At 44.0% G+C, this 14527-nt stretch carries 13 protein-coding genes and 1 other RNA gene; 13 read left to right on the top strand and 1 reads right to left on the bottom strand.

Going from position 1 to position 14527, the window contains the following annotated elements:
• Positions 1-8: 8 nt before the first annotated feature.
• The 4 genes from leuD (at position 9) to BMW45_RS24815 (ending at position 2891) form a co-directional block, all read left to right on the top strand.
• Positions 9-497 carry a 3-isopropylmalate dehydratase small subunit gene (leuD, locus tag BMW45_RS24830; protein WP_025233308.1) on the top strand — a complete coding sequence of 163 codons (489 nt, stop codon included), beginning with the start codon at positions 9-11 and terminating at the stop codon, positions 495-497.
• Positions 498-639: 142 nt separating this feature from the next.
• Positions 640-1113, top strand: coding sequence for a Cys-tRNA(Pro) deacylase (gene ybaK, locus BMW45_RS24825; protein WP_025233307.1), 474 nt, complete (start codon positions 640-642; stop codon positions 1111-1113).
• Positions 1114-1422: 309 nt separating this feature from the next.
• Positions 1423-2322, top strand: coding sequence for a cell wall hydrolase (locus BMW45_RS24820; RefSeq protein ID WP_092250238.1), 900 nt, complete (start codon positions 1423-1425; stop codon positions 2320-2322).
• 104 nt (positions 2323-2426) lie between these two features.
• Positions 2427-2891: a NanQ anomerase/TabA/YiaL family protein gene (locus tag BMW45_RS24815; protein ID WP_025233305.1), complete on the top strand. Its 465-nt coding sequence runs from the start codon at positions 2427-2429 to the stop codon at positions 2889-2891.
• 52 nt (positions 2892-2943) lie between these two features.
• Here the strand turns inward: BMW45_RS24815 and BMW45_RS24810 are convergent, their stop codons facing one another.
• Positions 2944-3909 carry a pectinesterase family protein gene (locus BMW45_RS24810; RefSeq protein ID WP_092250235.1) on the bottom strand — a complete coding sequence of 322 codons (966 nt, stop codon included), beginning with the start codon at positions 3907-3909 and terminating at the stop codon, positions 2944-2946.
• Between the two features lie 154 nt (positions 3910-4063).
• Between BMW45_RS24810 and BMW45_RS24805 the strand changes: the two genes are divergently transcribed.
• The 9 genes from BMW45_RS24805 to BMW45_RS24765 all read left to right on the top strand — a co-directional run bounded on the left by BMW45_RS24805 (position 4064) and on the right by BMW45_RS24765 (position 14499).
• Positions 4064-5755 (top strand): phosphoenolpyruvate carboxykinase (ATP), encoded by a 1692-nt coding sequence (locus BMW45_RS24805; RefSeq protein WP_092250232.1) that lies wholly within the window; start codon positions 4064-4066, stop codon positions 5753-5755.
• Positions 5756-5876: 121 nt separating this feature from the next.
• A complete protein-coding gene (locus BMW45_RS24800) occupies positions 5877-6521 on the top strand; it encodes an HAD family hydrolase (protein ID WP_092250229.1) in 645 nt (214 codons plus the stop codon).
• A 47-nt stretch (positions 6522-6568) separates the two neighbouring features.
• Complete coding sequence (locus BMW45_RS24795) at positions 6569-6832, top strand: HPr family phosphocarrier protein (protein ID WP_092250226.1); 264 nt, start codon at positions 6569-6571, stop codon at positions 6830-6832.
• Between the two features lie 91 nt (positions 6833-6923).
• Positions 6924-7103, top strand: a non-coding RNA gene (gene ssrS / locus BMW45_RS24790) — 6S RNA.
• A 101-nt stretch (positions 7104-7204) separates the two neighbouring features.
• Positions 7205-8437 carry an AI-2E family transporter gene (locus tag BMW45_RS24785; protein WP_092250223.1) on the top strand — a complete coding sequence of 411 codons (1233 nt, stop codon included), beginning with the start codon at positions 7205-7207 and terminating at the stop codon, positions 8435-8437.
• A 9-nt stretch (positions 8438-8446) separates the two neighbouring features.
• On the top strand, positions 8447-10723 hold the full coding sequence (locus tag BMW45_RS24780) for a SpoIID/LytB domain-containing protein (protein ID WP_092250221.1): 2277 nt from the start codon (positions 8447-8449) through the stop codon (positions 10721-10723).
• Between the two features lie 48 nt (positions 10724-10771).
• On the top strand, positions 10772-12475 hold the full coding sequence (locus BMW45_RS24775; protein WP_092250218.1) for a S8 family peptidase: 1704 nt from the start codon (positions 10772-10774) through the stop codon (positions 12473-12475).
• A 94-nt stretch (positions 12476-12569) separates the two neighbouring features.
• Positions 12570-13400: an AraC family transcriptional regulator gene (locus BMW45_RS24770; protein WP_092250215.1), complete on the top strand. Its 831-nt coding sequence runs from the start codon at positions 12570-12572 to the stop codon at positions 13398-13400.
• 88 nt (positions 13401-13488) lie between these two features.
• Positions 13489-14499 carry a deoxyguanosinetriphosphate triphosphohydrolase gene (locus BMW45_RS24765; RefSeq protein ID WP_025233297.1) on the top strand — a complete coding sequence of 337 codons (1011 nt, stop codon included), beginning with the start codon at positions 13489-13491 and terminating at the stop codon, positions 14497-14499.
• The last annotated feature ends 28 nt before the right edge of the window (positions 14500-14527 follow it).

Here is a 14527-nt window from a genome sequence, read left to right as displayed (position 1 = left end):
TTGTAAATATGAAGGCATGTGGATCTGTTTTTAAATATGGAGATAATGTGGACACGGATGTTATCATTCCGGCAAGATATTTGAATATTACAGATGGGAATGAGCTGGCTAAGCACTGTATGGAGGATATTGACAAGGATTTTATAACCAATGTAAAAAATGGAGACATTATTGTCGCAAATAAAAACTTTGGATGCGGTTCTTCCAGAGAGCATGCGCCCCTTGTCATCAAGTGTGCCGGAATAAGCTGCGTGATTGCCGAAACTTTTGCCAGGATTTTCTACCGGAATGCAATTAATATCGGCCTTCCTATTATAGAATGTCCGGAAGCTGCCAGAGCCATTCAGGCAGGAGATGAGGTTATGGTTGATTTTGACAGCGGCATTATCACCAATAAAACTACCGGTGAATCCTTTGAGGGGCAGGCGTTTCCTCCCTTTATGCAGGAGATCATTTCAGCGGGAGGGTTATTCCCCTATATTAATAAGAAGAAATAGCTTGTTTTTCCATGGAAAATTAGTCCGTAACTGTCAGGAATTGTATTTGACAGTTGCGGACCTTTTTGCTGTGGGGTATTCTGGCATTGCCAATAAAAGAAATGCGTATTATAATTAGAAAAAATTCAAGGAGTTGATCTATATGGTAAAGACAAATGCAATGAGAATGCTTGACAAGGCAAAGGTTGAGTATACCACCAGGGAATATGAAGTGGACGAGCAGGACCTTTCCGGCAGCCATGCGGCGGATATGATGGGGGCGGATCATGGGAGCGTATTTAAAACTCTTGTATTAAAAGGAGAAAAAATAGGATATCTGGTCTGCTGCATTCCGGTTGATGGGGAACTGGATTTAAAAAAAGTGGCGAAGGCTGCCGGAGATAAGAAGGTAGAGATGATTCCTATGAAGGATTTGCAGGGAATCACAGGATATATACGCGGAGGCTGTTCTCCTGTCGGCATGAAAAAACAATTTCCTACATTTGTCGAAGAAACGGCCCGCTCTTATGAGGAAATTGTCGTCAGCGGAGGCTTAAGAGGACAGCAAATCGTCATTTCTCCCCAAGCCCTTGTTGCGTTTATAAAGGGCAGTTTTGCCCCTCTTACCCACAATTAGTTTACATAACACAAGAAATGCTGTGGACAAGTCATACGGGTGAAGTTGAATAATTAACATAAATGTAACACTATTGTAAAATATGAGTGCAATAATAGCATAAAAAACCAGGAGACTCATAGGTGAAAATAGTGCAAAATATACAAAAGAAAAAAGGAGCTGAAAATTTAGAAATTAAAATATCACAAAAATGTTAAATGACCATTGACTTTTTTGGCAGGCTTCTTCTATAATTACGGACGTCACCATGAAACGGCTGTGGAATGTAACCCAGCCCAGGCAAGTGATATAAGAGAAAGAGGTGTATATATGCTTACACTACGCTCTATCCTTCAGCAGATTTGTCAATTTTTCAGAGGGATGTCCTTTAAGGTCACAAAGCGGATGTATCGTTCTTCCGCAGTTTTTATGGCGGGTGCGGCAATTATTACTGTTGTGGCGTTTACCTCAGCAGGATTTGGAAGCGGCGGCAGAAATGCTTTAACAGCATTTGCGGAAACGCCGGAGTCAGATGACTCTACGGATAATGAAGATGTGAAAGATGAAACAGCGAAAGAAGAAACGGTTACCCAGGAAAAAGCCCAAATAAAACTTACGGAAGTCAGAATGCAGGCTCAACAGCTGGCCGGTGATTTCCTAGAGAAAGATGTGATCCAGAAACAGGAACAGGCGGAGGAGTCCAAGGCAGAGATTGAGCGAATCAATACGAAGATCGCCATGGAAGAAGAGGCTAAACGGCAGGCAGAAGAAGCAGCTAAAAAAGCGGAAGAAGCAAAGAAAGCGGCAGAAGAGGCAGCAAAGAAGGCAGAGAAAGAAAAGGCCGCCCATTCAACGTCTGTGACTCAGGACGATTATCAGGTCTTGTTAAAGATCGTGCAGGCGGAAGCCGGTATTTGCGATGACAAGGGTAAGATCCTTGTGGCCAATGTTATAATTAACCGCGTAAAGAACGGAAAATTTCCCGACACGGTGAAAGGAGTCGTTTATGAACCCTCCCAGTTTTCACCGGTATCAAACGGCAGTATTAATTCCGTAAAAGTGACAGATGATACGAAACAGTGTGTTGACCGTGCGCTGGCAGGAGAGGATTATTCCGACGGAGCCCTGTATTTTATGAATCGGGGAGGCTCCAGAAGAGGTGCTATCAGCTGGTTTGATTCCCATCTGACTTATCTGTTTCAGCATGGCAACCATGAATTTTTTAAATAAAAACATTGTAGAATATTCTGCTTTAGGTGTATACTATATGTGCATAGCAGGTACCCCTTGAATCTGCGGCCAAACTAGACGATACATAAAAGGAGAGTAGGATTATGATTTTTGATTCAGCAAAAAACCTTGATTTTTACAGAGGCCTTGGAGTGGACGGAAGATACGAAAAGGCAGTTGATTTTCTTAAGAACACTGATTTAGAGAGCCTGGCGCCAGGCAAATATGAGATTGACGGCAAGAATGTTTTTGCGAATGTAACAGAGTATACAACGGTTCCCTGGGAGGAAGCCAAGTACGAAGCTCACCATAATTACACAGATATTCAATATGTGATATCCGGTTCTGAAACCATGACATATGCACGGATCGATGAACTGAATGAAAAGGTACCTTATAACGAAGAAAAAGATGTTGTATTTTACGACAATGAAAATCCAGGCTTAAAAGTAGTAGTAAAAGCTGGAGAATATATGATTTTCAATCCCTGGGATGGTCATAAGCCAAAAGCAGCTGCAGGTGAACCGGCTTTGATTAAAAAAGTGATTGTTAAGATCAAAGAGAACTAAATTAAAAACGGGATCCGATCCTTTTTACAAGGGATCAGCTCCCGTTTTCGTTTTATGGATTCCAGTTGTCCGAACCGGACAGAACTGCTTCTTTTGAGAATCTTTTAAGATCAGTTTCTGTCAGCCGGTGAATCCAGTCCGGTCGTTTTTCCATCACGGCACCAGGGCCGTAACTGCCGTATTCGCCGAAGAAGGTATGTTCATGGGCAGCTTCCTTGTTCCAGTCATGCCAGCCTTCTTTGCAGATATGGTCATCCAGAAAGCAGTTGATCAGCACGGTTTTTCCATACTCTCTCCATGGACGACCAAGGTAAGCGTTGTCAGCGGGGCAGTTGCTTTCAAAGCGGCAATTTTCCATGACATAGCCATATTCCTGTCCCTTTGGAGTGGAGGCGGCAGTTACATAGCTGCTGATCTCCATTCCCGTATATTTGGAAAAGAAGGTACAGCCTTCAAAATAAGCGGTTGCGCTACCAAAAATAAAGTCAATATCCCCTTCTAAGTAACAATTTTTATAATAGTGCCGTCCGTTGATCCGGGGGGAATGCTGCTTCGGTCCGATAAAACCATTGGGTTCGATTTCCTTTGGAGGAAGGGGACCTGTAAAAAGAGTATCCTGGTTTCCTAAGAAACGGCAGTTTTCAAAGAACAACCGGTCTCCATCGGCATAAAGAGCCAACGCCTGTCCAACATCGGTACCAATTCCCGCGCTGTTTTCAAATGTTAGATTCTTAGCGGTAAAATCATGGGTATCGATCAGGCAGGAATAGGTGCGGAAGGTGCCGCGCTTCATCCCATCCTCCATGGTCATGCGGGCATAAAGGCCGTAAGAGAGAATGGCGCTTTCTGCATCTTCCCCAACAAAAGTTACGTGAGGAACCGTTACGGTAATCTGCTCTTCATAAAATCCCTTGTGTATGTAGAGGACCTGTTCCTTCGTATGATCAGATGGAAGAGAACGAAGTGCCTCTCCAATGCTTTTAAAATCTCCTGTACCATCTTTTGAAATATGAATCATAATTATCCTTTCTTTTGCTTATTGTACACAAAATGCATAATATATATATAATATATCCATTATTTAGGAAAATTGCAATGAAAATCATTGACTTTTTCTTAACAAAGTGAGATAATAGTGACAAATTTGGATTTTATAAAAGGAGGAATTTTCTATGTCAACAAAAGCATATTATCCAATTAATGAAATTGGAAAAGGCCAACCAGGTTTTGCAACTACGCGTTCGATCATTGAAGCTCCGTTTTATGGAAACAACGTAATTAAGGTTACTACACTTAGAGAGGCATATGAACTGGCGAAGAATTCACCAGGAACCGTGGTAACGGACATGCCTGTATACAGGGGAGAGGAATTTGGCCTTGATAAAGATGCCAAGGTTCTCTTATTTAATGATGGTGCGATTACCGGACGTTATGCGACTGCAAGAAGAATCGCAGGAGAACCCGGTGTAAATTGCGGCGCTCTTGACAAAGTTGTTATGGACGCAGTTTATGAAACCCGTTGGAAAACAATGTATCATGCAGAGGTTTATGCCGGACTTGATCCTGAATTCATGGTGAAGGTACATCTCCTTATTCCGGAAGGCGAAGAAAATATTCTGTATAACTGGATGCTGAACTTCCAGTATATGTCTGATGAGTATGCGAAAATGTATAAAGCTTCTAAACCAGTCGGCGATGGAAAAGAAGCAGACATTTATATCTTCTCTGATCCTCAGTGGAATGGTTCCGACCGTCCTGGAGTAGATCTGTCCTGTTTAAGCGATCCAAAATGTTTATGCTACTTTAATACGGACCAGAACTGTGCGGCAATCCTGGGTATGAGATACTTTGGAGAGCACAAAAAAGGCACCCTTACTATGGTTTGGGCTCTTGCTAACCGCAACGGATATGCTTCCTGCCATGGCGGACAGAAAGAATACAACTTAACCGATGGTTCCAAATATGTTGCATCTGTATTTGGTTTATCCGGCTCAGGTAAATCCACCATTACCCATGCAAAACATGGCGGAAAATATGATGTTACCGTTCTCCATGACGATGCATTCATTATCAATACCGACACCTGCTCATCTGTGGCAATAGAGCCTACATACTTTGATAAAACACAGGATTACCCGACTGGCTGTGATGATAATAAATATCTCTTAACTGCCCAGAACTGCTCCTGTACCTTAGACGAAGACGGAAAGATCCAGCTGGTAACAGAGGACGTCAGAAACGGCAATGGACGTGCCATCAAATCAAAACTGTGGTCTCCTAACCGTGTGGATAAGATCGAAGCACCGGTCAATGCGATTTTCTGGATCATGAAGGATCCTACCATTCCGCCGGTAGTAAAATTAAAAGGCGCTTCCCTGGCATCTGTTATGGGTGCAACTCTTGCAACAAAGAGATCAACAGCGGAAAGACTGGCACCGGGAGCTGATCCCAATGCTCTGGTGGTTGTGCCTTATGCCAACCCATTCAGAACCTATCCTCTGGCCAATGACTATGAGAAATTTAAAAAACTGGTAGAAGAGAAGAACGTAGATTGCTATATCATCAACACCGGTGATTTCATGGGCAAGAAGGTTCAGCCAAAGGATACCTTAGGCATCCTGGAAGCCATTGTGGATAAGACTGCCCAGTTCAAACAGTGGGGACCTTTCTCAGATATCGAAATCTTTGAGTGGGAAGGATTTGTTCCGGATCTTCATGATGCCACTTATGCGGAGCAGTTAAAGGCCCGTATGGAAGACCGGGTGAAATTCGTTTCCAATATCGCCACGGTTAAGGAAGGTTATGACAAGCTTCCGGATGATGCTTTGGCAGCACTTCAGAAAATTGTTGATGAATTAAAGTAAAAATTTCATAGAGACGAAAAAGGAGCTTTCCTTTTTCGTCTCTGTTTTTGCTCGGATACCGCAGCAGCTAAGAAAAACCCGCAAAGCGTGTTTTTCTTAATTTCACCATACAGGAGGCACCATGAATAAAGAATATTTGTTGTTTGATTTAGATGGAACCCTTACGGACCCCAAAGAGGGCATAACGAAGTCTGTCCAGTATAGCCTCCGGCATTTTGGGATTGAGGTGGAGAATTTAGATGAGCTTTGCTGCTTTATCGGGCCGCCTTTAAAGGACAGCTTCATGGAGTATTATGGCTTTAGCGAGGAACAGGCAAAAAAGGCCATTGATATTTACCGGGAATATTTTTCGGAAAAAGGATTGTATGAAAATAAAGCCTATGAGGGAGTTTTGGATGTTCTGCAGTCCCTTCTTAAGGCAGGGAAAAAGCTTTATGTTGCTTCCTCTAAGCCGGAAGTGTTTGTCCGGATGATCCTTAAACATTTTGAGTTGGATTCCTGCTTTTTATTTATGGGAGGTGCCAACATGGATGAAACCAGGGTAAAAAAAGCAGATGTGATCCGTTATGTTTTAAAAGAATGCGGAATTACCGATCTGAACAAGACGGTGATGATCGGAGACAGGAAGCATGATGTTCTGGGGGCAAAAGAAATCGGAATAGCATCGGTAGGGGTGTTGTACGGCTATGGAAGCAGGCAGGAACTTACAGAAGCCGGAGCGGATGTTCTGGCAGAAACAATTTTTGATTTGCAGAATCTATTATAGTATGTTATACTAGGTCTCTAACATTTTAAGCAGGAGGAATACAAGAGATGAAAAAGGTGGAGATCGGATTCTGGGGAGTTGAGTCCATCCTGGAATTTGTCTCAATTGCGGGAGCGTGTAAAGAAAAAATAAATTTGGCCTGCGGAGAAAGAACGGTAAACGCAAAATCGTTGCTTTCGGTGCTGTCTTTGGCCACTGCGGAAGGGTTGGAACTGATCATTCAAGAAGACTCCAGCGACTCTCTTTTAAGACTTCTGGAACTGTATGTAGAGCATGGAAGACTGCTTGGCAGCAAACATATTGCTGTCTGATCCAATAGATTAAAATCAAAACTGACAGGAAAAGGAACTTGAAAAACAAATCAAAGTAGTGTATACTAAGACCATAGAAAACATGGGAAGGTAATTCCTGAAATGTGCGACACTCTTACCTTTTTTGAACCTACATTATGACTCATGGGATTCCGATATTTTCAGGTGGATGTCAAGCCTCCGTTTGCAGTGGAAGGCAGAAACTTGAGTGAGGTTGCCCACCTAGCAAGGCTAGGCGTCAATAAGTAAGAACCGGCATTTTGGGGTTACCAAAGAAAAAAGCAGCGAGAAATCGCTGCTTTAATTTTATGTAAAAGTATGGTAGAGTATAGGATAGACATTAGTCAATCTTAAAAACTTAGGAGAATTTTTATGAAAGAGACAAAATTTCGGAATTATTTATGCTGGGGAGTCACAGCACTTTCCGTTATTGCTTTGAGCATAACCTTTGCCTTTTTTCTTTCCAGATTCCAGGCTGTGAAGGGTACGGTAAAAATAATTGTGGGGATTCTTATGCCTGTCATTTACGGGGCAGTCCTCGCATATCTTTTACTGCCGGTATATAACAAGTCCAGAGACATTACGGTACGCCTGCTTTCTTCCAGATGGAAAAATAGGAATGGGGTAAAGTCCATATCCCGGGCCGCGGCAACTGTGGTCAGCTTGATTTTTCTGTTTGTGATAGTAGTCGGACTTTTCTGGATGATCATCCCCCAGATTTATACAAGTGTCATGGGACTCCAGGAATCACTGGGCGAGAATATGAATGATCTGGCTCTGTGGCTTCAGAAGATGCTTGAGGATAATCCTTCTGTGGAACGGGCGGTCATTCCCATATATGACCGGCTGACAGGCCAGCTGCAAAACTGGATGACTTCTGACCTGGTCCCCAACATGTCCATGTTGATCGGCAGCCTTTCCAGCGGACTGCTAAGCGTGGTACTGGTTCTAAAGAATATACTGATCGGTGTAATCGTAATGGTTTATCTCCTGAACATAAAGGGAACGCTTTCTGCTCAGGGAAAAAAGATCATTTACAGTATATTTCCTATTAAAACGGCTAATCAGGCAATTGATGAAATCCGTTTTGTTCATCGGGTGTTTGGCGGGTTCATAACGGGAAAGATTTTAGATTCCCTGATTATCGGGATTATGTGTTTTTTCCTTTTGAACGCTATGAATATGCCTTACACACTGTTAGTAAGCGTAATTGTTGGCGTAACCAATGTGATTCCCTTTTTCGGTCCGTTTATCGGAGCCGTTCCCAGTGCATTTTTAATCCTGCTGGTCAGCCCTATTAAGTGTCTGTATTTCCTGATATTTATTCTTTTGCTCCAGCAGTTTGACGGAAATATCCTGGGTCCGAAAATATTGGGACAATCCACGGGTCTTCCCAGCTTTTGGGTGCTGTTTTCCATCCTGCTTTTTGGCGGACTGTTTGGTTTTGTGGGAATGATCATTGCGGTTCCGACCTTTGCGGTGTTTTACAGCGTAGTTTCAAGGCTGGTGAACCGTTCCCTGACGAAAAAGGATCTCTCCCTTAAAACGATGGACTATTTTGACCTGGAGCGGATTGATGAAAACAAAAAAACTTATATGAGATAAGAGGAGCGCATGAATAAAAAGACATTTATCGGATTTATAGTCGGTATTCCTCTTTTGGTTTTGATTCTCATTATTATTATTCTGGTAAATGAACCGGAACCGGAGGGAATATCAAGGGGGGTAGCATATAAGTCAGCTGCTCTTCTTCTTACCGATAGAGAAAACTGTGAAAAAATGCTGAAGGAACATAGCCAGGAATACTTTCCGGAAAAGGAACAGAATAACTGGTATGTGAAATACATGAATTACCTGTATGCAGGCAGTTATCTTGACCCCCATGAAATTCCGGCAAAAAGTGATACTGCGGAAGGCTTTTTGACCTACAAAGAGGCGGAAAGCCTGGCGGAAGCTCTGGTTCCCGGATCAGGAAAGAAGATCCATGAAAGCAGCAAAAAACAAAATAAGAAGCTTCCTGCGGATGAATGGTGGTATTTGTATGAAGAATTGAGGCAGGCACTGGATAAGGAAGGAACGATCAGAGTGCTTGACGTGTTTCTTTATGGCACTCCTACCAATGTAAAAACTGCAACAGCCTGGACTGCCTATACCAGCGAAGGGAATTTTCAATTTGAGGGCATCAGCCTGGATTCTTACATAGACTGGGAGTTAAAGCTTCTGGTAAAGGGCAATGAGATCATTGCATTAAAAGAAGCGGTGACAGATTCCATAACCTATAAAAATGTCTGGCTGACCACAGGAACGGGAGGAACGTTCGGTGTATACTTAGGGTCAGTGGAGCGTACCTTCCCCCTTGAGGCCTCTTTGGGGCAGCCGGAGGATTTTGCCAATAATATTGCGGATATCAGTTTAAAAAGAGGAAGCCTTCAAAAGGTCACCTTGAAGAAAAAGAAGATATCGGGAAAGGTTCTCGCGGTGAAGGATGATTCTATTGAGGTTGAGGGGTATGGCAGCTTAAAACTGGATAAAGATTTTAAAGTATACCGGTTATACGGTCAGCTTGAAGAACGCAGTGTCTCCGATATTCTGGTAGGATATGATATACAGGATTTTGTTGTTGCCCATGGCAGGATATGTGCTGCCTTGCTAGTAAGGGAATTTGATGCAAAGAGCATTCGTGTCCTTTTGATGTCCACCAATTTCCAATCGATCTTTCAACCGTCTGTAACCCTGTCTGCTGAAAGCGGCCTGTTATTGACCTATGGCGAGAAGGCGGTAAAAGTGCCTCCAAAGGCAGAAGTGATTATTGATACCTCAGATGAGCGGCTAAAGGATGGACGGATTGTAATCGCACCTTTAGAAAAAGGAGACTCCATTTCCGTTAATTCCATCCAGAGGTCCTATGGCACCCCGGCCTATGACGGTACGATTGAGATACGTAAGGAAGCCGATGGGCTGCTTTTAGTCAATGAGTTGTACCTGGAGGATTATCTGACAAAGGTTGTTCCCAGTGAGATGCCTGACAGCTATGAAAAGGAAGCCTTAAAAGCTCAGGCTGTCTGTGCCAGAACCTATGCGTTCCGTCAGATCCAGAGCAACACCTACAGCAAATACGGAGCCCATGTGGATGACAGCACCAGATTCCAGGTTTATAACAATCTGCAGTCCGCATCAAAAACAGAAGAAGCGGTACGTGAGACTTATGGAAAGCTGTTGTTTTATAATGATAAACCTATAGAAGCCTTTTATTTCTCCACCTCTTGCGGACATACGACCGACGGGAGCATATGGGGAGGTGATCCGGCTGGGTTTCCCTATCTGGATGGCAGTCTTCTACAGGATAGCAGGGGAGTATTAAATCTGTCGACAAATTCTGATTTTGATGAATTTATAAAGAAAAAAGATTATCCAGCCTTTGATTCAGGATTCCCCATGTACCGATGGGAAACCACCGTCACGAACCGGCAGCTGGAGGAAGAGATCACCGAAGTAGGATCGATCCTGAACATTACTGTAACAGAACGTGGAGTAGGCGGAATTGTTAAAAAACTAAGGGTCGAAGGATCCGACGGCGTCATGACCATCAATGGGGAAGGACAGGTAAGGGCAAAGCTTGGAAATAAATATATGACCATTACAAAGCTTGATGGTACTCTCATGAAGAATTTTGACTCCCTTCCCAGTGCCTATATTGCAATAGAAAATCAGGGCGTTGATGACAATAACATTACAACCTTTCATATCTACGGGGGAGGCTTTGGGCATGGTGTTGGAATGAGCCAGAATGGGGCTCAGGCCATGGCAAAGAGCGGAAAGAACTTTGAGGATATCTTAAAATTCTTCTATCACGACACGGAAGTGCGGGAAGCAGAGCAGAGTAAGGAATGAGAATGACAGTTCCAGCGTAGGATGATAGAAAAAACACAGGAATGTCGTATGCAAGATCAAAAGCTGGAAGTCCTGTTAAATCTTGCCCTCAGCGCAACTCCTGAAGAGCGTGAAAAATCAGGCAATTTAAATGTAGGATATAATCCCGAGGAAAAAACTTGGGATGTGATCGTTAAGCATTCCGGAGATATAAGCAATCTTTCCCTTATTGGAATCCGGGTGGAGCAAATGGTAAACGAATACTCCATACTTACAGTTCCGGAATCCCTTATTGACCAGTTAAGTGCCTTGCCTCAAATCGAATATGTTGAAAAACCAAAGAGGCTGTTTTTTGCCATCAACCAGGCAAAGTCGGCCTCTTGTGTCAATTTGGTCCAGCAGGGAAGCAATCCTCTTACCGGAAGGGGAGTTTTGGTAGCCATCATTGATTCGGGGATTGATTATTACCACGCTGATTTCCGGAATGATGACGGTACGACCAGGATCGTAGCGCTGTGGGATCAGACACTGGACCGGGTGTTTACTGCAGAAGAAATCAATGCCGCCCTGGCTACCGGTAGCAGGACAGAGGCCAGAAAGCTGGTTCCAAGCGTAGATATCTCCGGCCATGGCACAGCCGTGGCATCCATAGCGGCCGGAAACGGAAGGGAAAACAGGGGACAATACCGGGGAATCGCTTTTGAAAGCCCGCTTTTAGTTGTAAAGCTTGGAGTTCCTCAGGAAGGCGGGTTTCCCAGGACAACAGAACTTATGCGTGCGGTCAATTTTGCAGTACAACAAGCGGTAAGTATGCAGATGCCCCTGGCCATTAATTTAAGCTTTGGTAATACTTATGGATCCCATGACGGCACCAGCCTTTTAGAGACCTTTCTTGATGACTTATCCAATTACGGGAAGACAGTGATTGTGGTAGGAACAGGTAACGAAGGGGTGGCTGGCGGCCATATTTCCGGAACCCTGACAATGTCAAGTCCCGAGGAAATTGAGCTGAGCGTGGGACAATACCAGCGAAGCTTCAGTGTACAGCTATGGAAATCTTATGCAGATTTATTTGACATCAGCATTATAACACCTTCCGGAGTGGTGATCGGACCCATCAGCAGCAGCCTGGGACCTCAAACCATAAACTATGGAAATACAAGGATTTTGCTGTACTATGGGAAGCCCGGACCTTACAGTGTGGCACAGGAAATTTATATGGATTTCCTTCCTCTCGATACCTATATTGACAGCGGGATATGGAAATTCCGCCTGACTCCCAGACAGATCGTGGAAGGTAAATACGATCTCTGGCTCCCGTCCGCCGGAGTGCTGAGCGAGACTACCAGGTTTTTAAGAGCCACGCCTGAAACCACTTTGACCATTCCATCTACGGCCAACAAGGTCATTTCCGTGGGAGCATATGATGATACTTATCAGTCTTATGCGGATTTTTCCGGCAGAGGATTTACAAGAAGAACCAATCTGGTAAAACCGGATCTGGCTGCTCCAGGAGTGGGGATCATTGCGGCAAGGGCCGGAGGCGGATATGAGTCGGTAACAGGTACGTCCTTTGCAACTCCTTTTGTCACTGGCAGCGCCGCCCTTTTGATGCAGTGGGGAATTGTGGATGGAAGGGATCCGTTTCTGTTCGGGGAAAAGGTTAAGGCTTATTTTATTCGCGGTGCCAGGCCTCTGCCCGGAATTACGAAATATCCCAATCCTGAGCTTGGATACGGCGCTTTATGCGTGAGCGACAGCCTTCCTGTATAACATGGGAAGAACGCCCTGACAGGAAGATGAAAAGCCATTGGAAAAATATACAAAATGATTTATAATAGAATCAGTACTTTTGGGGAGGTGTGAAATGGAAGTCAGGCATGAACTGGTCATTCCCAATGATGATTTGCCTTTCCGGCTGTTTATTTTTGAGGGGAGAGATGGAAATTACAAGGTCACGAAACACTGGCACCATTCCGTTGAGATTTTTCTGGTTCAGGAAGGCAGGATTGATTTTTATATCAACAACAGCCACCTATCCCTTGAAAAACAGGATTTTGTGCTGGTTAATTCTAATGAAGTCCATTCCATTGAATGCCCAAATCCTAATATCACCATAGTTCTTCAAATACCGGCGGAAACCTTTGAGGAGTATATGGGAGAAGAAAATTATGTGAATTTTGAGAAAAAGGATGAGGTCCAAAATAAGAGACTGACGCAGCTGGTGATTTCCATGTTTTCCATATATGAGGAACAGGAATATGGTTATAGCCTGAAGGTAAAAAGCCTGTTCTATGAACTTCTGTATCTTTTGGTTACGGAATTTAAGGCGGAGACCATGGATAAGGAGGTCATCCGCCAGAAAAAGCAGCTCGACAAGCTGTCAAAAGTGACTCAGTATATGAGAGAAAATTATGACCAGGACTTAAAGCTTGACGAGGTGGCAGGGCGATTTGGCTTCAGTCCTACCTACCTGTCCAGAATCTTTCAAAAATATGCGCAGGTCAATTACCGTACCTATCTTATTGACCTGCGTGTCAAGTATGCGGTCCGGGAACTCGTAGGGACCGGCGGTGAGATCGGTGAGATCGCCATGAAGCATGGATTTCCGGACAGCAGGGCCTTTTCCAAAGCATTTAGGAAGCGGTATGGCTGTCTTCCCAGTGAATACAGGAAACACCTGGATGCAGGCAGATGACGGAAATGCAATTATTTTAATATAGGGTGTTATAATTACTGAAAATATGATATAATGTACCATAACTTTGGGCGAAGGATGTGATTGTATGAATATCAGGGAATCCACTGAACAATGGGAGGAAGCATATTTAAGTCCTTATGCCGCTTTCAGTAAGAACAGTAAAGGAAGAGAGCGGGAAGAGGACGCTTGTGATATCCGGACTGCCTACCAACGGGACCGGGACCGGATCATTCACTGCAAGGCATTTCGCAGGCTGAAACATAAAACCCAGGTTTTTCTGGCCCCGGAAGGGGATCACTACAGAACCAGACTGACTCATACCCTGGAAGTATCCCAGATAGCCAGAACCATAGCAAAATCTTTGCGCATGAACGAAGACTTAACCGAGGCCATAGCTTTGGCTCATGATCTGGGCCATACCCCATTCGGCCATTCCGGGGAGGCAATTTTGAATAAGATCTGCTCCCAGGGCTTTGCCCATTATAAGCAAAGTGTACGGGTAGTAGAGGTTTTGGAAAAGGATGGCATGGGCTTAAACCTTACCTGGGAGGTCCGGGATGGAATCTTAAATCACCGCACCAGCGGTCACCCTTCCACATTAGAAGGGGGCATTGTCCGCCTGTCGGATAAGATTGCCTATATCAACCATGACATTGACGATGCCATCAGGGCAAAGATGTTTGTGGAGGAGGATCTGCCGGAGTGCTATACGGGCGTCTTGGGTCACAGCGTTCGTGAAAGACTTAACAATCTGATCCATGATATTATCCGCAACAGCTATGGAAAGCCGGAGATCATAATGTCTCCCGATATGGAGAAGGCCATGCAGGGGCTGCGCACCTGGATGTTTGAAAACGTTTATAAAAGTGATATCCCAAAAGCAGAAGAAGGGAAAGCACAGCATCTCATCGTCATGCTTTTTAATTACTATATGGAACACCCGGACAAGCTTGCGGAGGAATACCGCACCTTAATGGAGGAAGGGGAAGAAAGCCGGGAACAGGCGGTCTGCGATTACATTGCAGGCATGAGTGACAGATTTGCGATTGATAAATTTGAAGAGCTGTTTGTCCCAAAAGCCTGGAAAATGGTTTAAAGCAAATGAAACTGAAAAGGAGAAAGGA

This window comes from Lacrimispora sphenoides, assembly GCF_900105215.1.
In the GTDB taxonomy this organism is placed as follows: Bacteria; Bacillota; Clostridia; order Lachnospirales; family Lachnospiraceae; genus Lacrimispora; species Lacrimispora sphenoides_A.
The sequence above is the reverse complement of the archived record's forward strand: the minus strand, read 5'-3'. Positions and strand labels throughout refer to the sequence as shown.